This is a genomic window from Aeromonas simiae, from assembly GCF_000820125.1.
Lineage (GTDB): Bacteria > Pseudomonadota > Gammaproteobacteria > Enterobacterales > Aeromonadaceae > Aeromonas > Aeromonas simiae.
Genome location: NZ_CDBY01000065.1, coordinates 30,965 through 53,754, shown reverse-complemented (window position 1 = coordinate 53,754; position 22,790 = coordinate 30,965). Strand labels below are relative to the sequence as shown.

General features: G+C 59.9%; 29 protein-coding genes. 10 read left to right on the top strand and 19 right to left on the bottom strand.

The window, feature by feature from the left end; translation table 11 throughout:
- Positions 1 to 65: 65 nt before the first annotated feature.
- The 3 genes from cutA (at position 66) to BN1134_RS13720 (ending at position 2,625) form a co-directional block, all read left to right on the top strand.
- On the top strand, positions 66 to 383 hold the full coding sequence (gene cutA, locus BN1134_RS13730; protein ID WP_042047900.1) for a divalent-cation tolerance protein CutA: 318 nt from the start codon (positions 66 to 68) through the stop codon (positions 381 to 383).
- Entirely contained in the window at positions 380 to 2,131 is a 1,752-nt protein-coding gene (locus tag BN1134_RS13725) for a protein-disulfide reductase DsbD (protein WP_042047899.1), read from the top strand. The genes cutA and BN1134_RS13725 overlap by 4 nt, the downstream gene beginning before the upstream one ends.
- A 74-nt stretch (positions 2,132 to 2,205) precedes the next feature.
- The gene (locus tag BN1134_RS13720; RefSeq protein WP_042047897.1) at positions 2,206 to 2,625 is read left to right on the top strand and encodes a hypothetical protein; all 420 of its coding nucleotides are present in this window, start codon (positions 2,206 to 2,208) and stop codon (positions 2,623 to 2,625) included.
- Positions 2,626 to 2,682: 57 nt separating this feature from the next.
- Here BN1134_RS13720 and hemE read toward each other — a convergent pair whose 3' ends face one another.
- Together hemE and nudC are read right to left on the bottom strand one after the other, a co-directional pair.
- Complete coding sequence (hemE, locus tag BN1134_RS13715) at positions 2,683 to 3,750, bottom strand: uroporphyrinogen decarboxylase (RefSeq protein ID WP_042047896.1); 1,068 nt, start codon at positions 3,748 to 3,750, stop codon at positions 2,683 to 2,685.
- Between the two features lie 87 nt (positions 3,751 to 3,837).
- Positions 3,838 to 4,632, bottom strand: a complete 795-nt coding sequence (gene nudC / locus BN1134_RS13710) for an NAD(+) diphosphatase (RefSeq protein WP_042047978.1) — start codon at positions 4,630 to 4,632, stop codon at positions 3,838 to 3,840.
- Positions 4,633 to 4,787: 155 nt separating this feature from the next.
- On the opposite strand from nudC, the gene BN1134_RS13705 reads away from it, so the two are divergent.
- The 3 genes from BN1134_RS13705 (at position 4,788) to BN1134_RS13695 (ending at position 6,377) form a co-directional block, all read left to right on the top strand.
- Complete coding sequence (locus BN1134_RS13705) at positions 4,788 to 5,279, top strand: Rsd/AlgQ family anti-sigma factor (protein ID WP_042047894.1); 492 nt, start codon at positions 4,788 to 4,790, stop codon at positions 5,277 to 5,279.
- Positions 5,280 to 5,361: 82 nt separating this feature from the next.
- Positions 5,362 to 5,763 carry a PilZ domain-containing protein gene (locus BN1134_RS19365; protein ID WP_084214811.1) on the top strand — a complete coding sequence of 134 codons (402 nt, stop codon included), beginning with the start codon at positions 5,362 to 5,364 and terminating at the stop codon, positions 5,761 to 5,763.
- 218 nt (positions 5,764 to 5,981) lie between these two features.
- Positions 5,982 to 6,377 carry a PilZ domain-containing protein gene (locus BN1134_RS13695; RefSeq protein WP_042047890.1) on the top strand — a complete coding sequence of 132 codons (396 nt, stop codon included), beginning with the start codon at positions 5,982 to 5,984 and terminating at the stop codon, positions 6,375 to 6,377.
- A gap of 447 nt (positions 6,378 to 6,824) precedes the next feature.
- On the opposite strand, the gene yaaA is transcribed toward BN1134_RS13695, so the two are convergent.
- The 3 genes from yaaA to tapT are packed head-to-tail and all read right to left on the bottom strand — an operon-like array spanning position 6,825 to position 9,785.
- The gene (gene yaaA, locus BN1134_RS13690; protein WP_042047889.1) at positions 6,825 to 7,601 is read right to left on the bottom strand and encodes a peroxide stress protein YaaA; all 777 of its coding nucleotides are present in this window, start codon (positions 7,599 to 7,601) and stop codon (positions 6,825 to 6,827) included.
- Positions 7,602 to 7,615: 14 nt separating this feature from the next.
- Complete coding sequence (locus BN1134_RS13685) at positions 7,616 to 8,734, bottom strand: PilT/PilU family type 4a pilus ATPase (protein WP_042047888.1); 1,119 nt, start codon at positions 8,732 to 8,734, stop codon at positions 7,616 to 7,618.
- 16 nt (positions 8,735 to 8,750) lie between these two features.
- Positions 8,751 to 9,785 carry a type IVa pilus ATPase TapT gene (gene tapT / locus BN1134_RS13680; protein ID WP_042047887.1) on the bottom strand — a complete coding sequence of 345 codons (1,035 nt, stop codon included), beginning with the start codon at positions 9,783 to 9,785 and terminating at the stop codon, positions 8,751 to 8,753.
- 39 nt (positions 9,786 to 9,824) lie between these two features.
- Here tapT and BN1134_RS13675 point away from each other — a divergent pair, with 39 nt between their 5' ends.
- From BN1134_RS13675 to BN1134_RS13660, 4 genes are read left to right on the top strand one after another with little or no spacing between them, the layout of a single operon-like run.
- Positions 9,825 to 10,526, top strand: coding sequence for a YggS family pyridoxal phosphate-dependent enzyme (locus BN1134_RS13675; RefSeq protein ID WP_042047886.1), 702 nt, complete (start codon positions 9,825 to 9,827; stop codon positions 10,524 to 10,526).
- A gap of 60 nt (positions 10,527 to 10,586) precedes the next feature.
- Positions 10,587 to 11,138, top strand: a complete 552-nt coding sequence (locus BN1134_RS13670) for a YggT family protein (RefSeq protein ID WP_042047885.1) — start codon at positions 10,587 to 10,589, stop codon at positions 11,136 to 11,138.
- Positions 11,138 to 11,428, top strand: a complete 291-nt coding sequence (gene yggU / locus BN1134_RS13665) for a DUF167 family protein YggU (protein WP_042047884.1) — start codon at positions 11,138 to 11,140, stop codon at positions 11,426 to 11,428. Before BN1134_RS13670 ends, yggU begins: the two co-directional genes overlap by 1 nt.
- A 19-nt stretch (positions 11,429 to 11,447) precedes the next feature.
- The gene (locus BN1134_RS13660; RefSeq protein ID WP_042047883.1) at positions 11,448 to 11,867 is read left to right on the top strand and encodes a DUF4426 domain-containing protein; all 420 of its coding nucleotides are present in this window, start codon (positions 11,448 to 11,450) and stop codon (positions 11,865 to 11,867) included.
- A gap of 31 nt (positions 11,868 to 11,898) precedes the next feature.
- Here the strand turns inward: BN1134_RS13660 and BN1134_RS13655 are convergent, their stop codons facing one another.
- The 14 genes from BN1134_RS13655 to BN1134_RS13590 form a co-directional block, all read right to left on the bottom strand.
- Positions 11,899 to 12,315, bottom strand: a complete 417-nt coding sequence (locus BN1134_RS13655) for a hypothetical protein (RefSeq protein WP_042047882.1) — start codon at positions 12,313 to 12,315, stop codon at positions 11,899 to 11,901.
- A 114-nt stretch (positions 12,316 to 12,429) separates the two neighbouring features.
- Positions 12,430 to 12,726, bottom strand: coding sequence for a nucleoid-associated protein HU-alpha (gene hupA / locus BN1134_RS13650; RefSeq protein WP_193001734.1), 297 nt, complete (start codon positions 12,724 to 12,726; stop codon positions 12,430 to 12,432).
- Between the two features lie 215 nt (positions 12,727 to 12,941).
- Entirely contained in the window at positions 12,942 to 13,928 is a 987-nt protein-coding gene (rpoS, locus tag BN1134_RS13645; protein ID WP_042047879.1) for an RNA polymerase sigma factor RpoS, read from the bottom strand.
- A gap of 45 nt (positions 13,929 to 13,973) precedes the next feature.
- Positions 13,974 to 14,861 (bottom strand): peptidoglycan DD-metalloendopeptidase family protein, encoded by an 888-nt coding sequence (locus tag BN1134_RS13640; RefSeq protein WP_042047878.1) that lies wholly within the window; start codon positions 14,859 to 14,861, stop codon positions 13,974 to 13,976.
- 9 nt (positions 14,862 to 14,870) lie between these two features.
- Positions 14,871 to 15,452: a YqaA family protein gene (locus BN1134_RS13635; protein ID WP_042047876.1), complete on the bottom strand. Its 582-nt coding sequence runs from the start codon at positions 15,450 to 15,452 to the stop codon at positions 14,871 to 14,873.
- Complete coding sequence (locus tag BN1134_RS13630; RefSeq protein WP_042047875.1) at positions 15,449 to 16,066, bottom strand: protein-L-isoaspartate(D-aspartate) O-methyltransferase; 618 nt, start codon at positions 16,064 to 16,066, stop codon at positions 15,449 to 15,451. The genes BN1134_RS13635 and BN1134_RS13630 overlap by 4 nt, the downstream gene beginning before the upstream one ends.
- Before the next feature lie 4 nt (positions 16,067 to 16,070).
- Entirely contained in the window at positions 16,071 to 16,817 is a 747-nt protein-coding gene (gene surE, locus BN1134_RS13625) for a 5'/3'-nucleotidase SurE (RefSeq protein WP_042047874.1), read from the bottom strand.
- Positions 16,798 to 17,856, bottom strand: a complete 1,059-nt coding sequence (truD, locus tag BN1134_RS13620) for a tRNA pseudouridine(13) synthase TruD (RefSeq protein WP_042047873.1) — start codon at positions 17,854 to 17,856, stop codon at positions 16,798 to 16,800. Before truD ends, surE begins: the two co-directional genes overlap by 20 nt.
- Positions 17,856 to 18,332: a 2-C-methyl-D-erythritol 2,4-cyclodiphosphate synthase gene (gene ispF, locus BN1134_RS13615; protein ID WP_042047870.1), complete on the bottom strand. Its 477-nt coding sequence runs from the start codon at positions 18,330 to 18,332 to the stop codon at positions 17,856 to 17,858. Before ispF ends, truD begins: the two co-directional genes overlap by 1 nt.
- Positions 18,333 to 18,372: 40 nt before the next feature.
- Positions 18,373 to 19,062 (bottom strand): 2-C-methyl-D-erythritol 4-phosphate cytidylyltransferase, encoded by a 690-nt coding sequence (gene ispD / locus BN1134_RS13610; protein WP_042047869.1) that lies wholly within the window; start codon positions 19,060 to 19,062, stop codon positions 18,373 to 18,375.
- Entirely contained in the window at positions 19,055 to 19,360 is a 306-nt protein-coding gene (ftsB, locus tag BN1134_RS13605; RefSeq protein ID WP_042047867.1) for a cell division protein FtsB, read from the bottom strand. The genes ispD and ftsB overlap by 8 nt, the downstream gene beginning before the upstream one ends.
- A 162-nt stretch (positions 19,361 to 19,522) precedes the next feature.
- A complete protein-coding gene (locus tag BN1134_RS13600; protein ID WP_042047866.1) occupies positions 19,523 to 20,821 on the bottom strand; it encodes a dicarboxylate/amino acid:cation symporter in 1,299 nt (432 codons plus the stop codon).
- Positions 20,822 to 21,109: 288 nt separating this feature from the next.
- Positions 21,110 to 21,964: a 3-deoxy-8-phosphooctulonate synthase gene (gene kdsA, locus BN1134_RS13595; protein WP_042047865.1), complete on the bottom strand. Its 855-nt coding sequence runs from the start codon at positions 21,962 to 21,964 to the stop codon at positions 21,110 to 21,112.
- Between the two features lie 10 nt (positions 21,965 to 21,974).
- Positions 21,975 to 22,787 (bottom strand): SirB1 family protein, encoded by an 813-nt coding sequence (locus BN1134_RS13590; RefSeq protein ID WP_042047863.1) that lies wholly within the window; start codon positions 22,785 to 22,787, stop codon positions 21,975 to 21,977.
- Between the last annotated feature and the right edge of the window lie 3 nt (positions 22,788 to 22,790).

Genomic DNA, 22,790 nt, shown 5'->3' with positions numbered 1-22,790 from the left:
GCGACTGTCATTTTCGCGCACTGGGGGTATAGTATTGGGCTTCGATTTGCTGACCGGATCCACCGATGACCGACGCCATTGTGGTGCTCTGCACCTGTCCCGACCAAGAGAGTGCCGACCGGCTCTGCCATGCCCTGCTGGAGGCGCGCCTCGCCGCCTGCATCAACCAGTTGCCCGGCATCACCTCGGTCTACCGCTGGGAAGGCAAGGTGGAGCGCGCGACCGAGACCCAGTTAGTCATCAAGAGTGCGGCCCGCCACGCCACGGCCATCGAGGCCTGCATCCTGGCCCACCACCCCTATCAGGTACCGGAGATCCTGGTGCTGCCGGTCAACGGCGGCCACGCCCCCTATCTCGCCTGGATTGACGAGGAGACCCGATGATCCGCCCGCTGTTGCTGCTGCTCACCCTCATGATCACCCCGTTTTTGTCACAGGCCAGCGGCAATGATCTGCTGGGCGCCCTCGGCATTTCACAGGCGCCACGCTTTCTCAAGGTGGACGAGGCATTTCGCCTCGACAGCCATCAGGAAGGGAACCAGCTCACCCTGACCCTCACCATCGCCGACGACTACTACCTCTATCGCCACCGCTTTGCCTTCCAGGGAGAAGGGGTGACCATAGCGCCCCCCGCCCTGCCCGCAGGGACGCCGCACGAGGATGACTTCTTCGGCAAGAGCCAGGTCTATTACCAAGAGGTGAGCATTCCGGTCACCCTGACCGATGCCGCCCAGGGGGGACAACTGCGCCTCTCCTATCAGGGCTGCACCGAGGGACTCTGCTATCCACCCACCGGGCGCCTCATCACCATCACCCCGGTGGCGGCCGCCGAAGCGGCCCCCTTGAGCGACGACCCACGGCCGCTGACCAGCGAGCAGGAGCAACTTGCCGATAAGCTCAGCCATCAGGGGCTGTGGCTGAGCGTGGCCGCCTTCTTCGCTCTGGGGCTGGGGCTGGCACTGACCCCCTGCATGTTTCCCATGTACCCGATCCTGACCGGCATCATCGCCGGGAGCGGGACGCGCCTCTCTACCGGCCGCGCCTTTGCCCTCTCGCTGGCCTATGTGCAGGGGATGGCCGTCACCTATACCCTGCTCGGACTGGTGGTCGCCTCGGCGGGGCTGCAATTTCAGGCCGCCTTGCAGGCGCCCGTGGTGCTCATCACCCTGTCGCTGCTGTTCGTGCTGCTGGCCCTCTCCATGTTCGGGCTCTATACCCTGCAACTCCCCTCCGCCCTGCAAACCCGGCTGGCCCAGCTCTCTAACCGCCAGCAAGGGGGCAGCCTCATCGGCGTCACCCTGATGGGGGCCATCTCCGGCCTGGTCTGCTCCCCCTGCACCACGGCGCCACTCTCTGGCGCCCTGCTCTACGTGGCCCAGAGCGGCGATATGCTGCTCGGCGCGGCGGCGCTCTATGCCCTTTCACTGGGGATGGGACTGCCGCTGCTGCTGCTTGGCACCTCGGGCGGACGCCTGCTCCCCAAGGCCGGCGCCTGGATGGATAGGGTCAAGCAGCTGTTCGGCTTCGCCCTGCTGGCGGTGCCCCTGCTGCTGCTCTCTCGCCTGTGGGGGGATCAAGTGAGCACGCTGGCCTGGATTGGCTGGGCCCTGCTGCTGTGCGGCTACCTCTATCACCACAATCAGCAGGCAGCGGCCAGCGTGTGGCGCAACGTGCGCGGCTTCGTGCTGCTGCTGGCCATGATGGGGGCCCTGTTGTTGGCCTATGACAGCTGGCGCGCGGCACCGGTAACGGCGCAGGCCCAACCTGAAGCGCCGCAGTTTGTGCGGATCAAGACCCACGCCGACCTGGAGGCCCGCCTCAAGGAGGCCCATGGCAAGCCGATGCTGCTCGATCTTTATGCCGACTGGTGCGTGGCCTGTAAGGAGTTCGAGCACAAAACCTTCAGCGATCCCGCGGTGCGCCGCCGCTTTGCCGACATGGTGCTGCTGCAAGCCGACGTCACCGCCAACGACGATGATGACGTGACCTTGCTCAACGACCTCAAGGTGCTCGGCCTGCCCACCCTGATCCTGTTTGATCGGGCCGGCAACGAAGTGAAGGGCAGCCGCATCACCGGCTTTATGGGGCCACAGCCATTTGCCGAGCGGCTCGATCGGGTCATCGGTCAGTGACTCCCGGTTTCCCCTGCCCCGCGGGCGTGGCACAATCGGCCCCCCGACGTTTCGCGCCCTGTTTCGGAGTTTTCATGAAAAGATGGTTTCTGTTGCTGACCCTGCTGCTCGGCGCGTGCAGCTCAGGCCCCGGCGAGGATGAGATTAAGCAGTTGGTGCTGGCCCGCCTGCAGGCGGATCTGGGCAGCAGCGTGGTCGAACCGGCCGAGTTTACCGTGGTCGAGAAAGAGGAGACCCAGGAGGGGTTGTATCGCATCAAGGTTCACTACAACCTGCGCTTTCTCAAGGACTTCGACGAGCTGAGCAGCGCCAGCAACGACGATCTGGTCTACGACAGCAATGGCAAGTTCCATCAGGATCTTCCCATGATGGCGCTGGAGAGCCGCTATGGCGCCTTCAAGGCCGGCGATCTCAAGAGCGAGGAGGCCACGCTCTGGCTGGTCAAGACCGAGCAGGGCTGGCACCTGGCTCAACCCGTCGCACCGCACGCCTAAGCGTGTTCATCCATCAATAAAAGAGGGCCCGTTGTGGGCCCTCTTTCGTCTCGGTCATCAGCCACCGTGATAGGGGCGAGACAGCTCGTGTACCGCATCGACGAAGACGCCGGCATGCTCGGGATCGACATCCTGATGGATGCCGTGGCCCAGGTTGAAGACATGGCCGTTGCCCTTGCCGAAGCCGGCCAAAATGGTCGCCACCTCTTCACGGATCCGCGCCGGAGCGGCGTAAAGCAGGGAGGGGTCCATGTTGCCCTGCAACGCCACCTTGTCACCAATACGGCGCTTGGCGTCGCTGATGTCGGTGGTCCAGTCCAGCCCCACCGCATCACAGCCGGTGGCGGCAATCTGCTCCAGCCACTGGCCGCCATTTTTGGTGAACAGGGTGACCGGAACCCGGCGCCCGTCGTGCTCGCGGATAAGACCGTCGACAATCTTGTGCATGTAGCGCAAGGAGAACTCGAGGTAGTCGCGCGGGGTCAGCACCCCACCCCAGGTATCGAACACCATCACCGACTGGGCGCCGGCGCGGATCTGGGCGTTGAGGTAGAGGATGACGCTGTCGGCCAGCTTGTCGAGCAGCAGGTGCAGGGCCGCCGGCTCGGCATACATCATCTGCTTTATCTTGGTGAAGGCCTTGGAGCTGCCCCCCTCGACCATGTAGGTGGCCAGCGTCCACGGGCTGCCGGAGAAGCCGATCAGCGGCACCTGGCCTTTTAGCTCGCGGCGGATGGTGCGCACCGCGTTCATCACATAGCCCAGTTCATCTTCCGGATCTGGCACCGGCAGAGCCTGCACATCGGCCATCGAGCGCAGCGGACGCTCGAAGCGCGGCCCCTCGCCCTGTTCGAAGTAGAGGCCGAGCCCCATCGCATCGGGCACGGTGAGAATGTCGGAGAAGAGGATGGCGGCATCGAGCGGATAACGGCGCAGGGGCTGCAAGGTGACCTCGCAGGCCAGCTCGGCATTGCGGCACAGTGACATGAAGTCCCCCGCCTGGGCGCGGGTTGCCTTGTACTCCGGCAGATAACGGCCAGCCTGGCGCATCATCCACACCGGGGTGGTGTCGACATCCTGACGCAGCAGGGCGCGCAGGTAACGATCATTGTTCAGTTCGCTCATTCCAACATCCAATCAGGTATCGAAAATGGTGCATTGTACCACCCCAGACTGGATGGCGGGGGTGGCAAAGTGTGAGAGGACGCAAACTCAGGCGTGCCCGCGGCGGATCGCCTCCAGCGTCAGTTCGATCAGGCGCCGCGCTATGGTGCCATGAGGTGGCAAACGGGGCAGGGCGTCAGGCTCGAAGAAGCCGGCCGCCACCAGTTCATCTTCCTGAACCTTCAGCTCTCCCCCCTCGTAATCGGCCAGAAACCCCATCATCAGGCTGTGAGGGAAGGGCCATGGCTGACTCGCCACGTAGCGGATGTTGCCGACCCGGATGCCGCTCTCCTCAAACACCTCGCGCGCCACGCACTGCTCGAGGTTCTCTCCCGCCTCGGCAAAGCCGGCCAGCACCGTATACATGGGATCTTCATGGCGATAGTGGCGCAGGTGCGCCCCGAGCAGGATCTTCCCTTCGCGCCGCACCGCGACGATGATGCAGGGGGAGATGCGCGGGTAGGCAACGTGGCCGCTGGCGCAGCGTACCGCCCACTCCCGCTCGAGGGGCTGCATGGGGGCAGCGCACTGGCCGCAGAAGCGATGGGTACGGCGAAAGTTGAGCAGTTGCCAGGCCCGCCCGGCGAGGCGAAATCCTTCGTCATCCCCCGCCTCCATCAGCGCGCGCAGGGAGACAAACCCATCGCCCGGATCGGCCTCACCGAGATCGATCATGAAGCACGCCCTTCCCTGCCACTCGTCGAAACGCTCAAACGGCAGGGAACGCCACGTCGGGGGTAGCTGACTTAAGGGGCCGACCGGCAGATGCCCCTCCCCATCCAGCCATAGACGATGCTCCCCACCGATCACAAACCAAATCCCCTCTTGATCGCACAACCCCATGATCATCTTGCCTTTGTTGCCTAAATAGCCTGGCCTTTCATGGTACTCCCGCCAGCAGAGATTGACGATCCTCATAAACGTCTATTGACGCCTGTTAGGAATTTACTTAGTTATAGTTTCACCAGCCTGAAGCAGGCTTGCACCACGGAGGGGCTATGTTAAGCAAACTGGAACAGACCAGGGCGGTTTACGCAGGGAAACACCATGCCATCGATGCCTTTCTGGATGCTCGCCAGGCACTACTGGTCGAGTACATCCAGCTCGCGGGATTCACCCCCCAACGGGGCAAACACCGCTCACTCCCCTGCTGTGAGAGCATTCAGCACTTTTGCAACAATCTGGTCGACTACATCTCGGCCAGCCACTTCGAGATCTACGACCATGTAATGGGCGCCTATGAGAGCGCCAAGGGCGAGCAACTTGCGCTGGCAGAGACCATCTATCCCAAGCTGCGCGCCTGCACCGATGTCGTCCTGCGCTTCAATGATAAGTACAGCAATGCGGGGGAAGAGGACCTGCTCACACTGGACGACGATCTCAATCGCCTCGGCCCCGTCCTGGAAACCCGTTTCTGCCTAGAGGATCAGTTGGTCAAGGCGCTGCATATCGTGGAACGACTATCCGACAAAACAACCACACAAAACTAACAACGCAAGATTTTCCACGACGTAAAGACCATTTTTCAGTACTATGGAGTATTAACACACCTGCCAGCAACAGGAACGCTCAATGCCTGCACACCCTAACGTTCGTGAACGCCGCCGTTTTCAACGGATTTTTTACTCCGTCGCAGCCGAGTTGCATCAGGATGGGGAAAGCTGGCCCTGTGAACTTATCGATATTTCATTGAAGGGAGCCTTGGTTCACTGCCCTCAATACCAGCGCTCTCAACAAGAGGGGGATAAGTATCTCTCTTTTTGCCTCAGTGAAAGTGATATCGCCATTCGAATGGCGGTGGAACTCGCCCACCAAGAGGGGGAAAAGCTCGGTTTTTACTGTCAAAATACCGATATCAATAGCGCAACTCATCTGCGACGCATGGTTGAGCTGAACCTGGGTTGTGAAAAGCTGCTGCTTCGGGAACTCACACAATTATTACTGGATAATCACGAATCTGTCGCAACCCTCTAGTGCGGCCTGTTGTTATTTTCTTTGTACGTTCCGTGATGTGATCACATCAATAAATATGTTCTTGCTTACCCATAGGTCTGACCCAGATCGCCATCACGCCAGTGATGCGGCATGGCTCAGTGACAGACATCGCTTTTGCAGAAAACCTCACTATCAAATGTGCCTAATTGCGGTACAATTATCAAAAGACATTAGCTAGCCAATCGCAAGAGGGAATCATGTCCGAGCGTCGTCGTTTTTCTCGCGTACTCTACTCAACAAAGATTCACATGAGTCAAGGTGACCATCACTGGCACAGCGAGCTCATCGACATCTCCTTGCAAGGTGCCTTGGTTCGTCGTCCCCCTGACTGGCAGCATGGGGAAACCCTTAACTATCACCTCTCATTTCACCTGGCTGGCAGTGACATCACCATCCATATGGACGCTGAGCTCTCGCATCTTGACGAAGAGAAACTCGGTTTTTACTGTCATCACATCGATATCGATAGCGCCACTCATTTAAAACGCATCATCGAGCTCAATATTGGTGATGAAACGCTGCTACATCGAGAGCTGGAACAGCTGTTACAAGAGCATATTCAGCACTCACAAAATACCCCGCCCATGTCGTAATCAATATTGCCACACGCGATATGAATACCAGTGCAGTGGCATTCACTGAATGGCCCTCTTAGGTAATGTTGTAAAAGCATACGTTTTATTCACCAGCAGCAATAAATATAAAACGTATTACACTCCTGTATTCAGCATATCAATCCCGCCGTTCGCTTCTTATGCACGCCTCATGATGAAATCAACGTAAATAGCGCATTTTTGCGCCTCAGCGAATATCGTTCCTTTATTATTTTCCGCCGATGTTAATATCCCCCACCAGGGTACACTCCCCCTTTGAACAGCGATGCACCGGCCTGCCAAGCAAGAGCGGGGAACCGGTGAGGGTGGCACAGGCAACAGAATAAAAAAAGCCGACGTCAATTGGACATCGGCCTTATCAAAGTGCTTACAACAGAGGATTCACAGTATCAGACCCCTCGACTTCGGGTTTGGTTCCGTGAGATTTCAGATTTTTTCTGCGCGCTTGAACACCAGCCGATCCGCGGTGGATTCTGCGGCAACAAACCCATAGCCATCGACATCGAAAGCGGTCAGCCCTTCAGGATGGGCAACGCGCTGTTGCAACACCCAACGGGCCATCATGCCGCGCGCCTTCTTGGCATAGAAGCTGATGATCTTGTACTGACCATTCTTCTCATCAAGGAACACCGGCGTCACGATTCGCCCCCGAAGGCGGCCCGGTTTCACCGACTTGAAGTACTCGTCAGAGGCAAGATTGATGAGGGTGTCATCCCCTTGGCTCGCCAGGGCCTCATTCAGTTTGTCGGTGATGATCTCACCCCAGAATGCATAGAGATCCTTGCCACGCGGGTTGTCAAGACGAGTCCCCATCTCAAGGCGATAGGGCATCATCAGATCGAGGGGGCGCAATACCCCGTACAGACCGGAGAGCATACGTAGATGCTGCTGGGCATAGGCAAGATCCGCGTTGCTGAAGCTCTCGACCGCCAATCCGGTATACACATCCCCCTTAAACGCCAGAATGGCCTGACGGGCATTTTCAAGCGAGAAGTCCGGCTGCCATTCGGCAAAACGGGCGGCGTTGAGGCCCGCCAGCTTGTCGCTGATCTTCATCAGCGAGCCGATCTGGGCCGGCGTCAATTGCCGAGCACGTTCAATCAACAGGGCGGCGTGCTCCAGCAGTTCGGGCTGGGTGAATTCACGGGTTTGCAGGGGAGTGTCGTAATCCAGCGTTTTGGCCGGCGAGACCACAATCAGCATAGGGTTCCTCTGGTTTAGTCGGCGTCTTGTTGCAGGGTAACATTATCCAATGTTCCCGAGCCAAGTTTCTCGCCCCCACCCAGTTTGATCATCAGGCGCAGATCATTGGCGGAATCGGCATAGGCCAAGGCATCCTCATAACCAATTAGGCCCGCCATATAAAGCTCGAAAAGCGACTGGTCAAAGGTGAGCATTCCCTGTTCCCGTGAGCGACCCATCACCTCTTTCAGGCGATCGACCTCTCCCTTACGGATGATATCGGCCACGAGCGGGGTATTGAGCAGGATCTCAAAGGCCGCGCAGCGCCCGCTGCCATCCGCAAGTGGCAACAACTGCTGAGCGACAATGGCTTTGAGGTTAAAGGCCAGATCGTAACGTAACTGGCGATGCCGCTCCTCCGGCATGAGGTGCATGATCCGCTCAATGGCCTGATCCGCATTGTTAGCATGCAGTGTCGCCATGCAGATATGCCCGGTTTCGGCAAACTGGATGGCAAACTCCATGGTCTCGGGTGAGCGGATTTCGCCAATCAAGATGAGATCGGGCGCCTGACGCAAGGAGCTGCGCAGCCCCTCATCAAACGAGAGCGTATCGCTGCCCACTTCGCGCTGGGTCACGATACAACGCCCATGCTGGTGGACGAACTCGACTGGATCTTCCACCGTCAGGATGTGCCCGTCGCCATGGGCATTGCGATAACCAATCATGGCCGCCTGAGTGGTCGACTTGCCGACCCCGGTCGCCCCGACAAAGAGGATGAGCCCCCGCTTGGCCATCACGATATCCTTGAGGATGGCGGGCAGTTTCAGCTCTTCACAGGTCGGGATCTGCATCTGTATTCGCCGCAGCACCATGCCGGGAACATCCTGCTGCCAGAAGGCGCTGACCCGAAAACGCCCCAATCCGGGACGGGAAATGGCGAAGTTGGCCTCACGTTTGCGTTCAAAGCGCTCCAGCACCTGGGCGTCCATCACGCTGGCCATCGCCTGGCGTACCTGCTCCAGATCGAGTGGCGCTTCCGTTAACGATGTGAAGAGACCACTGCATTTTACGGTCGGAGCCCGACCCACAGTGATAAAGAGGTCTGATCCCTGCTCGTCGACAAGACGTGATAACCAAGCTTCCATGCTCATGGCCGGCTCCTGCTCGCTAGATACTGTTAGGGTCGGTGGCTTTGGTTCTGGCATCGAGCTGAGCCACGATCCCGCGCGCCACCAACTGCTTGAGGTTTTGATCCATCGTCTGCATGCCATGGGTCATACCGGTCTGGATCACCGAATAGAGCTGAGCCACCTTGTCCTCACGGATCAGGTTTCGTACCGCCGGAATGCCGAGCATGATCTCGTGGGCGGCCACTCGCCCCCCACCGAGACGCTTGAGCAGTGTCTGGGAGATAACGGCGCGCAGCGACTCAGAAAGCATGGAACGCACCATGTCCTTCTCCTCGCCGGGAAAGACGTCGATGATACGGTCGATGGTCTTGGCTGCCGATGAGGTGTGCAGGGTACCGAACACCAGGTGACCGGTCTCAGCGGCCGTCAGGGCCAGTCGAATGGTTTCCAGGTCACGCAACTCCCCCACCAGTATGATGTCCGGGTCTTCCCGCAGCGCCGAACGCAAGGCGTTGCTGAAGCTGCGCGTATCGCGATGCACTTCACGCTGGTTGATAAGGCAGCGCTTGTTCTCATGCACGAATTCGATCGGATCTTCGATGGTGAGGATATGGTGGTGGAAGTTCTCGTTGATGTAGTTGATCATGGCCGCCAGCGTCGTGGACTTGCCCGATCCGGTCGGCCCGGTCACCAGCACCAGGCCTCTCGGGTACTCGGAGATCTTGCGGAAAATCTCAGGCGCCTCCAGATCCTCCAGACTCAACACCACACTGGGGATGGTACGAAAGACCGCACCGGCCCCGCGGGAGTGCTGAAAGGCGTTAACCCGGAAGCGGGCCATGCCGGGGATCTCGAAGGAGAAGTCGACTTCATAGTTCTCCTCAAGCTCCTTACGCTGATGATCATTCATGATGTCATAGATGAGGGCGTGAACTTCCCGATGCTCCAGCGCAGGTAAGTTAATCTTGCGGACTTCGCCATCAACCCGGATCATCGGGGGAACGCCGGCCGAGAGGTGTAGATCCGACGCTTTATGCTTTACACTGAAGGCGAGTAACTCTGTGATATCCATAGATTTGTTTTTCCCCTTTCTGAAGATCACCGTTGCATCATGAGCCAGATTGCCCAGCACTTGAATATTGTTACGGATCGTATCACTAAAGTAGCCCGTAACTCCAACCGCAGCCCAAACGAGGTGACACTGCTTGCCGTCAGCAAGACAAAGCCTCTGGAAGCCATCATGGAGGCCTACCAGTTTGGCCAGCGCCGTTTTGGTGAGTCTTATGCTCAGGAGGCGGCCGCCAAGATAGATCGCCTGTCTCAGATGCCGGGTTTTGACGATATCGAATGGCACTTTATCGGGCCCCTGCAATCGAACAAGAGCCGACTGGTTGCCGAGCGTTTTGACTGGGTGCAGAGCGTCGATCGCAGCAAGCTGATTGAACGGCTGCAACAGCAGCGCCCCGCAGCGATGGCGCCGCTCAATGTCTGTCTGCAAGTTAACGTGAGTGGGGAAGCCAGCAAATCAGGGGTACAAGCCGAAGAGATTTTCGCTCTGGCTCGCCAGGTCGCAGACTGTGATCGGCTGGTGCTGCGCGGCATCATGGCGATTCCGGAACACACCCGTGACGAAGTTCGCCTAGCAGATCAGATGGCCCGTATGCAGCAACTGTTCACCCGGTTGCAGGCAGACTATGCCAGCGTTGATACCCTCTCGATGGGGATGACAGAAGATCTGGAGCTGGCCATCGCCCATGGCAGCACCATGGTGCGCATCGGCACGGCCATCTTCGGTGCCCGTGACTATGCCTGACCCGTTACTCTCTATTGCGCAGCCCAACACCGCCCTTTCCATTCCCAGCAAGGAACCGCAATGAACGCAGCCTACTTCCTTATTAATACTCTGTTTGACCTCTACCTGATGGTGGTGCTCCTGCGCGTCTGGTTGCAGTGGGCCCGCGCCGATTTCTACAACCCAATGAGCCAGGTAGTGGTGCGGCTGACCAGCCCATTGCTCGTTCCCATGCGCCGCGTCATCCCCGGTCTGGCTGGCATTGATCTGGCCGGCGTGCTGCTGGCGCTGCTGGTTGCTCTCGCCAAGTTGGTGCTGCTCAAGTCGATGTCTATCTTGCAGGCGGACTGGCTCATGATGCTGCTGTTCGCCGCCCTCACCGTGCTCAAGAAGGCCGGCGCCATGGTGTTCTGGATCCTGCTGATCCGAGCCATCCTGAGCTGGGTCAGCCAGGGGCGCAACCCGATCGAGCACGTCATGTACCAGCTCACCGAACCCTTCCTGCACCCTATCCGCCGCATTCTGCCGCCGCTGGGGGGGCTCGATCTCTCAGTGCTGGTGGCCTTCATCGCACTGCAAGCGATCAACTACCTGCTGGGCGATCTGTTTGGTCAACTGTGGTGGATGATCTGATGCCAGCCGTGCAGTGGCAGGGGGAACATTTGCAGTTGCAGCTGTTTATCCAGCCCAAAGCGAGCCGCGACCAGATCGTTGGCCTGCATGGCGAAGAGCTCAAGGTGGCGATCACCGCCCCGCCCGTCGACGGCCAGGCCAACTCCCATCTGGTGAAGTTTCTGGCCAAGCAGTTTCGGGTTGCCAAGGGGCAGGTATCCATAGTGCGTGGCGAGCTGGGCCGCCACAAAACTGTCTCTATCGAAGCCCCGAAACAGTTGCCCGCCGAGATAACCGCCCTACTGGAATAACCCGCTTCGGGAGAGAACGATGAGAGCATGGTGTATCGGATTGCTGCTGTTGCTGACACTGCCCGCCCAGGCCGAGCAGTCCATGGTGGTGGGCCCTTGGCGCGTCTACTACAGCGCCTTTCCCTCCACCTTTCTGTCTGCCGACATTGCCAAGCAGTACCAGCTGACCCGCAGCCGCTACGCCGGGCTCATCAATGTGGCTATCCACTCTAAGGAGGGGGAACCTCTGGCACTCTCCGTCATAGGGGAGGCGCGTAACCTGACGGGAACGGTACGCCAATTGGCGTTTAGGGAAATACGCGAAGGGCCGGCCATCTATTACCTGGCCGAGCTGCCCTACCGTAATGAGGACACCTATCGCATCCAACTCACCCTGATGGGGATGGGGCAGACGCAGCAAATGGCGTTCCAGCAGACCTTCTACGTCGAGCAGGAATGAGCGAGGGGGCCACGGCCCCCTCTGACTCTGTTTATTGCTGCATCTTCAGTTCGGGTGGTGAGGAGGTCAGCACGTCCACACAGCGATCCCAGGTAGAGATCCGGTAGTGCTGAATGTCTTCATCCAGATGCACCCCTTTTGACTCCTGATGAAACCAGGCCACAAAACGCGAAGGCGTGATGATCTGGATCTGCTCCTCGACCGGATGACTGCTCATGCCATCCGACATGTCGCTGTCCTCCATGACTCGAAATGCAAAGACCTTGTTGAAATAGACCCGGCACAGCAGTGCGGGTGGCAGATCGATACTACGGGCGTGACCGAGTGAAATATTCAGCACACCGCTCCAGATATCATGATGCAGATCGGCGATGATAAGGCCGGCAGGAAGCTGGCGGGACGGGGCCCAGGGCACTGCAACCTGGCTGATGGTGAGTGAATGCGTCATACAAACCTCCCGAGACCGCTTTATTTCTGAGTGTACCCGAAATCGAGGGGCCGGAAAGCGGAATAAAAAAGACCCGGCCAGAAGGCCGGGTCTTTTCAACTCATCCGAAGACGCTTACTTGATGGCGTCTTTCAGCGCCTTGCCGGCAACGAAAGCCGGAACATTGGCGGCTGCAATCTCGATTTCCTTGCCAGTCTGCGGGTTGCGGCCAGTACGGCCAGCACGATGATTCACCTTGAAGGTACCGAAACCAACCAGCTGAACGGCATCGCCTTCTTTCAGGCTCTGGGTGATACCAGCCAGGATCTCTTCCAGGGCGGCTTTAGCCTGGGCCTTGCTCAGATCGGCTTTGGCTGCGATTGCATCGACAAGTTGAGCTTTGTTCATAGGTTTTCCTTTATCAACTGGCATGTAGCACCGCATCACTCTATGCAAAAAGAGGCTACCAGGCAAAGTCTTTATCCCGCTTGGCACCACGAGTGTCGGGCTTTTCATCAAGATCTGCGGAAATAGTCACAGAACCGGCTCCAGGCCCTCCTGAAACCGATTCCGACATTAGCAGCGACGGCGGCTAAAGGCCACAGAAAAGGGGGGCTCTGCCCCCCTTGCTGCGTCGAACCGTGCCGCTAGTTTGTACGAAACAGCGCCTCAATAGAGAGGCCCTGAGCCAATAGGATCTCACGCAGGCGCCGCAAGGCCTCCACCTGGATCTGGCGCACCCGTTCGCGGGTCAGTCCGATTTCGTGACCGACATCTTCCAAGGTGGCGGCTTCATAGCCAAGCAGGCCAAAACGACGAGCCAATACCTCACGCTGTTTCGGATTGAGCTCCTCCAGCCAATGGATGATGCTGGCACGCATATCATCCTCTTGGGTCTCCAGTTCAGGACCGATCCCACGCTCATCGGAGAGCACATCGAGCAGCGCCTTGTCTTTATCCCCACCGATCGGCGTATCCACCGAGCTGATCTTCTCGTTGAGCTTGAGCATCCGGTTTACGTCTTCAACCGGCTTATCGAGGGCGTGGGCAATGTCCTCTGCGGTCGGCTCGTGATCGAGGCGATGGGCCAGCTCACGGGCGGTTCGCAAGTAGACATTAAGCTCCTTGACCACATGGATAGGCAAACGGATGGTGCGGGTCTGGTTCATGATGGCCCGCTCTATGGTCTGGCGGATCCACCAGGTGGCATAAGTCGAGAAACGAAAACCCCGCTCGGGATCGAACTTCTCGACAGCGCGGATGAGGCCGAGGTTACCTTCCTCGATGAGATCGAGCAGGGCCAGCCCCCGGTTGTTGTAGCGACGGGCAATTTTCACCACCAGTCGTAAATTGGATTCAATCATCCGCTTGCGGGCGGCCTTATCGCCACGCAAGGCTCGGCGGGCAAAATAGACCTCCTCAGCGGCAGTGAGGAGGGGAGAGAATCCGATCTCTCCCAGATAGAGCTGGGTCGCATCCATGACCCGGTTAAGCTCGGGGCTGAACAGCTCCTCCGCCCCCGACTCTTCCGTCAGGACGGCTTGAGCTTCTTCCTCTTCCTCCGCTCGCGCTTCTAGCTCCTCATCAAACTCAAACTCTGCATCCTGTATGTCCAGCTTTTCTTCTTGGCTCATGGTGTATCTCCCTGACCAGAACCAGAGTCACGCTTTCCCTCTGGATTAACGCTTGGGCAAATAGCTCATCGGGTTGACCGACTTGCCTTTATACCGGACTTCAAAGTGCAACCGCACATCCGGTGCATCCGTGCTTCCCATATCGGCGATGACCATCCCCTTCTTGACGCTCTGCCCCTCCGTGACCCGCAACTGATCGTTGTGGGCGTAGGCCGACAGGTAATCCTCGTCATGCTTGAGAATGATCAGCTTGCCATATCCCCGCAGTGCGCTACCGGCATACACCACCTTGCCATCACGCGCGGCATAGATGGGCTGCCCCTTCTTGCCACTGATGTCGACCCCCTTATTGCCCTGCTCGGCCGTGGAAAAACCTTCAACGATTTTGCCTTCGGCCGGCCAGCGCCAGTCGCCCGACATCACTGCAGTGTTGTTATTTTGAGCGGTCTTGTCAGAGTATTCTTTTGCCGGTGTAGGAGCAATCGTTTTCTTTTCAACCCATTGGGTGGTCTGTCCAGCGCTCGGAGTGCTGGTACTCGCCACCGCGGTGGCCGTGCTGGTGGTGGGCCGCGCGATCGGTTCACCGACCATCACAGCACCACCGGATGCCGCGCCACTGGACTGGCTGTCGAAGACATGCAGACGCAGCTTCTGCCCGGGATAGATGTTGTAGGGGGCTTCAATCCCGTTGAGACTGGCCAAGGCGGGCACGTTGCTGCCGGCACTAAACGCGATGGAATAGAGCGTATCGCCCTTTTGCACCGTATAGGTGCTACCACTTAAGGTCTTGCCACGCACCGGAATGCCACCACTTGCCACGCGATCGTTGCCATCTACGCTGGCCACCGGGGCCGGCGTCTTACTGGCAGAACAGGCGAACAGCAGGCCAGACAGCACCACCACGCCGTACTTTCGCCACGGGTACAGACTCATAACTCTTCCTTACTTGCTCAACCAGAAATAGGCCACAACGGCCAACAAAATACAGGCCCAGCCGAGCACATCAATGTAGTGCATCAGCTTGCGCTCCATCTTCTCCCCGCCCCAGCGCATCAATCCCGCCACCAGGAAGAAGCGCAATCCTCGACCAATGAGAGAAGTGACAATAAAGGGGAGCAGTGCCATATGCAACAGCCCGGCCGTGACGGTGAAGACCTTGTAGGGGATCGGTGTAAAGCTGGCGATGAAAATGACCCAGATCCCCCACTGCTGGAACCACTGTTCGGCCAGCACGATCTTGTCCTGATAACCCACGGCGACAATGAAAGGCTGTACGACAGGCTCCCACAATGCATAACCGAGGGCATAACCAAACAGGGCACCGAGCACCGAGAACAGGGTCGCCAGCGAGGCATAACGCCACGCCTTCTGCGGCTGGGCCAGTGCCATCGGCGCCAGCATCACATCCACCGGGATCGGCCAGAAGATGGATTCGATAAAGGCGGTACCCGACAGGTAATAAGGGGCGTGACGATGACGCGCCCACAGCATCACCCTCAGATATAGGTGTGAAAAGAGCTTCACTCGAGATCTCCGTTAACCAGGGGGACAAAGCGTACCGGCTCCAGCGCCCTGCGGATCAACTGGGAGCCGGAGCGCTCAACGAGCATCAAGGATTGCTGTGCATCCCCCACCGGGATCACCAGCCGTCCTCCCTCCGCCAGCTGATCGGTCAACGCCTGCGGCACCTCGCTCGCCGCCGCCGTGACCAAGATGGCATCAAAGGGCCCTTTGGACGCCCACCCCTCCCAGCCATTGCCATGCTTGGTCGAGATGTTGTGCAGCTCCAGATTGCGCAGCCGGCGCCGGGCCTGATACTGCAGCGACTTTATTCGCTCCACTGTGTACACATGTTGAACGAGACGGGCCAGTATGGCGGTTTGATAACCAGACCCGGTGCCGATCTCCAGCACATGAGCCGGATCGTGTTCCACCACCAGCTCGGTCATGCGCGCCACCATATAAGGTTGGGAGATGGTCTGACCATGACCGATGGGGAGTGCCGTGTTGTCCCACGCCTGATGGGCCATCGCCTCATCCACGAAATAGTCGCGCGGAATCTCGGCAATGGCCGCCAACACGCGATAATCGGAGATTCCCTTGGCAATCAGTTGATTCAAAAGGCGCTGTTCTATCACCCCTTCACCCCTGTTGTGCCAGCCAGGCCTCCAGGTTGCTCATGTTGCGATACGCCGTCATATCGATAGTCAACGGCGTGATCGAGACATAGCCCTGCTCGATGGCGGCAAAGTCAGTTCCTTCTCCTGCGTCCTGGCGCTCTCCCGGTGGGCCGATCCAATAGATGGTCTGGCCGCGCGGATCGCGCTCCACGATCACCAGCTCGGCCGGATGGCGATTACCGAGACGAGTCACCCGCATCCCCTTGATGGCCTCCAGCGGCAGATCCGGCACGTTGACGTTGAGGATCTGATCCGCCGGCAGCGGGTGGCGGATCAGGGCGCGCACCAACTTGACGGCAAAATGGGCTGCGCTCTCGAAGTGGGTATCCCCCACCAGCGAGATCGCGATGGAGGGAAAACCGAGGTGACGCCCCTCGGTGGCGGCCGCAACCGTCCCCGAATAGATGACATCGTCCCCCAGGTTCGCCCCGTGATTGATGCCGGAGACCACCATGTCGGGCTCGGGTTTGAGCAACTCATGGGCCGCCAGATGCACGCAATCGGTCGGCGTCCCCTTCACCGCATAAAAACCGGTCTCCTCAATGAGGCTGACCCGCAGCGGCACCTCTAGGGTGAGCGAGTGACTGGCCCCGCTGCGGTTACGATCGGGGGCCACCACGGTCACTTCGCCGCACTCGGCCAGCGCCCGGGAGAGCGCCCGGATACCACGGGCATTCACCCCGTCATCATTACTCACCAGAATGCGCATCGGCCTGGCTCCCTGCATGGTGATCCGCTTCCGTGGCGTCGAGCAGCTCGCGCACCACGCTGGTGGCAAAGGCGCCGGCCGGCAGGAAGAACGACAGTGTGAGGCTAGTGCCCTCCAGCTGCCAGCTCATCGCTTCCGGCAGCAGCAGCAGGGGACGGCGCTCCTGATCCAGCCCCGCCTTCTCCAGCCCCTCGCGCCACAGGTCGAGCTCACTTAGCGCGCGCTCTTCAAAGGCCGCAGCCTCTCCTTGGCTGGCCAGTCGGCCGCGGCCCCACAGGGGCGCGGTCAGCTGCACGTCGCCGCTGGCCAGACGGGCGGCCAGCTCGGGGGTCACCTCGCTCTCGCTGAAGATGGAGTGGGTGCCTTTGAGCATCAGGCAGTCACCGGCCAGCAGGGTGTGGGCCAGCCCCTGCTCGATACGGGCGGTCACGACCGTGTTGAACAGCATGCTGCGCGCCGCCGAAAGGTAGAGCGAGCGTTTGTTGCGATCCTTGATGCGCTTGCCACCGAACATGGCCTTGGCGGCCTCTAAGTTGTTACCACCGCGGCCAAAGCGCTGCTCGCCGTAGTAGTTGGGTACCCCTTGGGCGGCCACGGCCTGTAGGCGCGCTTCCAGCTCCTGGGCCCCTTCCAGCTCGGTCAGGCGCAGGGTGAAGTGGTTGCCCTTGAGGTAACCGGTCCGCAGCTTGCGGTTATGGCGCCGGGTCTCGAGGATCTGGATGCTGTCGCTCTCAATGACCCGCAGGTCCGGTTCGGCCTTGCCCGGCAGATGGATGCCGAACCACTGTTCGGTCACGGCGTGACGATCCTTGAGGCCAGCCCAGGTCACCGCATTGCGGTTCACGCCGGCGGCATCGGCCAGCAGGCCCGCGACCCAGGCGGTGTTCTCACCGGTTTTACGCACCCGAACGAAGATGTGTTCCCCCTCGCCACAGGGTTCGAAGCCGAGATCCTCGATGACGACGAAATCGGAAGGAGCGGCCTTGAGCACGCCGCGCGCGGTCGGCTGACCGTGCAGATAAGTGAGTTGTTCCAGCATTATTGTTGCACCAGCAGCACGACGGCTTCGGTGGCGATCCCCTCTTTGCGGCCGGTAAAGCCAAGTTTTTCAGTGGTCGTCGCCTTGACGTTGACCCGGCTTGGCTCGCATTCGAGATCGGCGGCCAGCACGGCGCACATGGCGTCGATATGCGGCGCCATCTTGGGCGCCTGGGCAATGATGGTGACATCCAGGTTGCCGATGCGGTAACCGGCGGCCTTGACCCGGGCAAACACGTCACGCAGCAAAATGCGGCTGTCGATGTTCTCAAACTCGGCACTGGTATCGGGGAAGTGGCGACCGATGTCGCCGGCGGCGATGGCGCCGAGCAGGGCGTCGCTCACTGCGTGCAGCACCACATCACCATCCGAGTGGGCCAGCAGCCCCTGCTCGTAAGGTACGGCCACACCGCCCAGCATGCAGGGGCCCTCCCCTCCGAACTTATGCACGTCAAAACCATGTCCGATCCGGATCACGCCATCTCCTCCTGCCGCGGAGTTACCCGCGCTTGAATCTTCAGTGAGCGTCCTGCTGACGCAAATAGAGGCTGGCCAACGCCAAGTCCTCGGGACGGGTCACCTTCAGGTTGTCGGCCCGACCCTCCACCATCCGTGGACGATAGCCGGCCCGCTCCATGGCCGACGCTTCATCGGTAATCTGTGCTCCCAGCGCCAGCCCCTCTTCCAGGGCGCGGCGCAGGGTTTGGGTCGGGAACATCTGCGGGGTAAGGGCATGCCACAGCGCCTCGCGCTCAACGGTGGCCACTATCTCGCCCGCCGCATTGGTGCGCTTCATGGTGTCACGCACCTGACTGCCGAGGATGGCCCCCTCCCCCTGCATGGCGACCTCGAACAACCGGTCGATGTCCCCCGCCGTGATACAGGGGCGGGCGGCGTCATGCACCATGACCCAGTCGCTCTCGACCACCATCAGGGCGTTGAGTACCGAATGGGCGCGTTCACTCCCCCCCTGCACCCGCAAGATGCGGGGATCGGCGGCCAGCGCCAGCGTCTCGAACCAGACATCATGGGGCGCCAGGGCCACCACCACTTGCTCAACTGCCGGGTGGGCCAGCAGCCGCGTCAGGGTGTGCGCAAGAATGCACTGATCGCCCAGGGCCAGGTACTGCTTGGGCAGGGTGGCGCCCATCCGGCTGCCGATGCCAGCGGCCGGCACCACAGCGGTGAGCCAGGGCCGGTCAGTCATCGATCTGCTCCCCGCTCTGCTTATCCTGCTTCGGAATGATGCGATAGAAGGTTTCACCCTGCTTGATGTAGCCGAGATCGTTACGGGAAAGCTCCTCGATCGCCTCGAGGCCGCTGGTCAGATCGGCGATCTCACGATAGATGAGGGCATTGCGATCCTTGAGGACCTGATTGTCCTGCTGCTGGCGCACCACGGTATCGGACATCTTGTAGTAGTCCTCCAGCCCGTTCTTGCCAAGCCAGAGGTGATATTGCAGCCCGCCGAGCAGAGCCAGCAGGGTCAGGGTGAATAGCCGCATGTGCTGTGTCTCCTTCAAGGGGCGCATTTTCCCATATTCGGCGGCAAGACAAAAGCGAGCGTCAAGGGGAGAAGCGGCAAAACCCAGGAGGAGAAGAGAGGCGAAACAACCAGATAGGGGAAAAAGGGGAAAAGGGCGCCGGATCTCACCGGCGCCCCCGACTCAGGAGAGGGGACGCTCACCCGCCACCAGCGAGGCCGATGTCGCGCCGTGGCTCGCCAGTTCGCTCTGCAAACGCGCCCCATCGAGCTGCTTGCACCAGCGCGCCACTACCACGGTGGCCACCCCGTTGCCCACCAGGTTGGTCAGGGCGCGCGCCTCGGACATGAAGCGGTCGATGCCGAGGATCAGCGCCAACCCGGCCAACGGCAGATGCCCCACCGCCGAGATGGTGGCCGCCAGCACGATGAAGCCGCTACCGGTCACCCCGGCCGCCCCCTTGGAGGAGATGAGCAGCACCAGCAGCAGGGTGATCTGCTGGAACAGATCGAGCGGGGTGTCGGTGGCTTGGGCGATGAACACCGCCGCCATGGTCAGATAGATGGAGGTGCCGTCCAGATTGAACGAATACCCGGTCGGAATGACCAGCCCCACCACCGACTTGTTACAGCCAAGACGCTCCATCTTGATCAGCATGCGCGGCAGCACCGACTCGGAGGAGGAGGTCCCCAGCACGATGAGCAGCTCCTCACGCAGGTAGCGGATGAAGCGTACGATGCTAAAACCACAGGCGCGGGCGATGGAGCCCAGCACCAGGAACACGAACAGCAGGCAGGTGAGGTAGAAGCAGGCGATGAGCTGCCCCAGTTGCAGCAGCGACCCCACCCCGTACTTGCCGATGGTGAAAGCCATGGCCCCAAAGGCACCGAGCGGAGCCAGCCGCATGATCATGTTGATGATGCCGAAGATGGTGTGGGAGAAGCTCTCGATCACGTTGAACACCAGCCGACCCTTCTCACCGGCGTGGTGCAGCGAGAAGCCGAACAGCACGGCAAACAGCAGCACTTGCAATATGTTGCCACCGGCAAAGGCGCCGACCGCACTGGCGGGGATCACGTCAAGCAGGAAGGCGACGATCCCCTGCTGCTTGGCCTGCTCGGCATAGACGGCAATGGCGCTGCTATCGAGCGAGCCCGGATCGACGTGCATGCCCGCCCCAGGCTGGAGCAGGTTCACCACGCACAGGCCGATGATGAGGGCGATGGTGCTCACCACTTCGAAGTAGAGCAGGGCCACCGCGCCGGTGCGGCCGACCGCCTTCATGCTCTCCATGCCGGCGATACCGGTCACCACGGTGCAGAAGATGACGGGGGCGATGATCATCTTGATCAGCTTCACGAACCCGTCGCCAAGCGGCTTCATGTCCGCGCCCAGATCCGGGTAGAGATGCCCAAGCAGCACCCCGCAGGTAATGGCGAGCAGCACCTGGAAATAGAGGCTGCTGACTATTTTCTTCCCCATGATGTAACGTCCTGTCAATGAAAGTGGTGTGGGTCGTGGGCCGCGCCAACCAGCCGCAATTCGTGGTGAAATGACGGCTATCACGACGCAAACATGCGCAGTACTCGGCATGGCGGGGCTACTTTCCCATGGGGAGGAGAACCGTTTAGAGAGGTGTGTCACGCACTAGATTTAACAATATTAACACCACAGCAACCTCATTTAACCACCCGGCCCCTTTCACTGCCCCCCAGAAACGACCATGCCCCGTCAACGCGGGGCATGGATGAGAGGGCTTGGTGAGCGCAATCAGGCGGAGGTATCGAGCGGCTCGAAGTTTTTCACCAGATCGTCGATCGCCTTCATCTGCTTGAGGAACCCCTCCAACTTCTCCAGCGGCAGAGCACTCGGCCCGTCGCAGCGAGCGTTTTTGGGATCGGGGTGGGACTCGATAAACAGGCCCGCCAGACCGACCGCCATGCCGGCGCGGGCCAGCTCGGTCACCTGATCACGGCGCCCGCCGGAGGCGGCCCCCATCGGATCGCGGCACTGCAGTGAGTGGGTCACGTCGAAGATGACCGGATAGCCGCCAGTGCTCTTTTGCATCACCCCAAAGCCCAGCATGTCGACCACCAGGTTGTCGTAACCGAAGTTGACGCCGCGCTCGCACAGGATCAGCTGGTCGTTGCCGCACTCCTCGAACTTCTCGGTGATGTTCTTCATCTGGCTCGGGCTCAGGAACTGCGGCTTCTTGATGTTGATGACGTTGCCGGTGCGGGCCATAGCCTCCACCAGATCGGTCTGGCGCGCCAGGAAAGCCGGCAGTTGGATCACGTCCACCACCTCGGCCACCGGCTTGGCCTGCCACGGCTCGTGCAGATCGGAGATGACCGGCATGCCGAAGGTCTCTTTCAGCTCCTGGAACAGCTTCATCCCCTCTTCCAGACCCGGGCCACGGTAAGAGTGGATCGAGGAGCGGTTCGCCTTGTCCCAGCTCGCCTTGAAGACAAACGGGATACCGAGCTTGCTGGTCACTTCCACGTACTTCTCGCACACGGCCATGGCCATGTCGCGGGATTCCAGCACGTTCATGCCGCCAAACAGCACGAACGGCTTGTCGTTGGCCACCTCGATGGCATTTACCTTGACGATTTTCTGTTCCATCACGGGTTCCTTAATGGAGGGTCTTGGGACTCAGATCCAGGGACTGCAACTGCACTTTCAGCATGTCGGACACCGGATCGTCCGGGCACTGTTCAATGAAATATTCGAAATCATCGGCCGCAAACTGCGGGCAATCGAGCTGTTCATAGATGAAGCCGCGATCGCGGGTCTCGAGCGGATCGCCGGGCTTCATGCACAGCAGCAGCTCGCAGCAGCGTAGCGCCTCGCTCATACGCTCCTCGCGCAGCAGCGCCGCCTTACCAACGTTAAGCAGCCGCTCCATCACCTCCCAGTGAGTGGCCGGCTGCAAGTACTGGCCGCTCAGGGAGGCCAGGTTGCCGAGCGCCCCGCGCAGCAGCAGCTCAACCTGATGTAAGGAGAGCTCCTCGCCGTTGAAGGGATCGACGTAAACAAGTTGCTCCCCGCTCTCGAAGCTCACCAGAAAGTGGCCGGGGAAGCAGATCCCCTCCACCTTGAGCCCCAGCTCGCGACCTAGCTGCATCAGCAGGATACCGAGGCTCACCGGAATGCCCCGGCGCCGGCGCATCACCTCGCTGAGATCGCAGTGGGCGGAGGAGAAATAATCCTGCCAGTCACCGCGAAACCCCAGCTCGCGATAGAGCAGGGTCAGCAATTGACGCCGCAGCTCATCCGCCTCTTCGGCCTGTAACCGCTCGCCGATCCACTGCTCCAGCTCTAACAGACGGGCCTGCCCTTGCAGGGCGCTCTGCTCGCCGTATACCCGAGCGGCCATCGACAGGGCCAGTTCGGCAATATCGTGGGCTTCGAGGTCGCTCCACTCATCTATTTGCACGCTATTCATTCA

What these genes read in the sequence shown, in the direction of transcription:
- BN1134_RS19365 (WP_084214811.1), top strand. Translation starts at nt 5,362, where the DNA reads ATGCCTGCACACCCTAACGTTCGTGAACGCCGCCGTTTTCAACGGATT.
- BN1134_RS13695 (WP_042047890.1), top strand. Translation starts at nt 5,982, where the DNA reads ATGTCCGAGCGTCGTCGTTTTTCTCGCGTACTCTACTCAACAAAGATT.
- tapT (WP_042047887.1), bottom strand. Translation starts at nt 9,785, where the DNA reads ATGGATATCACAGAGTTACTCGCCTTCAGTGTAAAGCATAAAGCGTCG.
- BN1134_RS13590 (WP_042047863.1), bottom strand. Translation starts at nt 22,787, where the DNA reads ATGAATAGCGTGCAAATAGATGAGTGGAGCGACCTCGAAGCCCACGAT.
- yaaA (WP_042047889.1), bottom strand. Translation starts at nt 7,601, where the DNA reads ATGCTGATTGTGGTCTCGCCGGCCAAAACGCTGGATTACGACACTCCC.
- BN1134_RS13725 (WP_042047899.1), top strand. Translation starts at nt 380, where the DNA reads ATGATCCGCCCGCTGTTGCTGCTGCTCACCCTCATGATCACCCCGTTT.
- hemE (WP_042047896.1), bottom strand. Translation starts at nt 3,750, where the DNA reads ATGAGCGAACTGAACAATGATCGTTACCTGCGCGCCCTGCTGCGTCAG.
- hupA (WP_193001734.1), bottom strand. Translation starts at nt 12,726, where the DNA reads ATGCCAGTTGATAAAGGAAAACCTATGAACAAAGCTCAACTTGTCGAT.
- ispD (WP_042047869.1), bottom strand. Translation starts at nt 19,062, where the DNA reads ATGACTGACCGGCCCTGGCTCACCGCTGTGGTGCCGGCCGCTGGCATC.
- BN1134_RS13675 (WP_042047886.1), top strand. Translation starts at nt 9,825, where the DNA reads ATGAGCCAGATTGCCCAGCACTTGAATATTGTTACGGATCGTATCACT.
- surE (WP_042047874.1), bottom strand. Translation starts at nt 16,817, where the DNA reads ATGCGCATTCTGGTGAGTAATGATGACGGGGTGAATGCCCGTGGTATC.
- BN1134_RS13685 (WP_042047888.1), bottom strand. Translation starts at nt 8,734, where the DNA reads ATGAGCATGGAAGCTTGGTTATCACGTCTTGTCGACGAGCAGGGATCA.
- BN1134_RS13705 (WP_042047894.1), top strand. Translation starts at nt 4,788, where the DNA reads ATGTTAAGCAAACTGGAACAGACCAGGGCGGTTTACGCAGGGAAACAC.
- yggU (WP_042047884.1), top strand. Translation starts at nt 11,138, where the DNA reads ATGCCAGCCGTGCAGTGGCAGGGGGAACATTTGCAGTTGCAGCTGTTT.
- ftsB (WP_042047867.1), bottom strand. Translation starts at nt 19,360, where the DNA reads ATGCGGCTATTCACCCTGACCCTGCTGGCTCTGCTCGGCGGGCTGCAA.
- truD (WP_042047873.1), bottom strand. Translation starts at nt 17,856, where the DNA reads ATGCTGGAACAACTCACTTATCTGCACGGTCAGCCGACCGCGCGCGGC.
- cutA (WP_042047900.1), top strand. Translation starts at nt 66, where the DNA reads ATGACCGACGCCATTGTGGTGCTCTGCACCTGTCCCGACCAAGAGAGT.
- BN1134_RS13600 (WP_042047866.1), bottom strand. Translation starts at nt 20,821, where the DNA reads ATGGGGAAGAAAATAGTCAGCAGCCTCTATTTCCAGGTGCTGCTCGCC.
- kdsA (WP_042047865.1), bottom strand. Translation starts at nt 21,964, where the DNA reads ATGGAACAGAAAATCGTCAAGGTAAATGCCATCGAGGTGGCCAACGAC.
- BN1134_RS13660 (WP_042047883.1), top strand. Translation starts at nt 11,448, where the DNA reads ATGAGAGCATGGTGTATCGGATTGCTGCTGTTGCTGACACTGCCCGCC.
- BN1134_RS13640 (WP_042047878.1), bottom strand. Translation starts at nt 14,861, where the DNA reads ATGAGTCTGTACCCGTGGCGAAAGTACGGCGTGGTGGTGCTGTCTGGC.
- rpoS (WP_042047879.1), bottom strand. Translation starts at nt 13,928, where the DNA reads ATGAGCCAAGAAGAAAAGCTGGACATACAGGATGCAGAGTTTGAGTTT.
- BN1134_RS13670 (WP_042047885.1), top strand. Translation starts at nt 10,587, where the DNA reads ATGAACGCAGCCTACTTCCTTATTAATACTCTGTTTGACCTCTACCTG.
- BN1134_RS13720 (WP_042047897.1), top strand. Translation starts at nt 2,206, where the DNA reads ATGAAAAGATGGTTTCTGTTGCTGACCCTGCTGCTCGGCGCGTGCAGC.
- nudC (WP_042047978.1), bottom strand. Translation starts at nt 4,632, where the DNA reads ATGGGGTTGTGCGATCAAGAGGGGATTTGGTTTGTGATCGGTGGGGAG.
- BN1134_RS13655 (WP_042047882.1), bottom strand. Translation starts at nt 12,315, where the DNA reads ATGACGCATTCACTCACCATCAGCCAGGTTGCAGTGCCCTGGGCCCCG.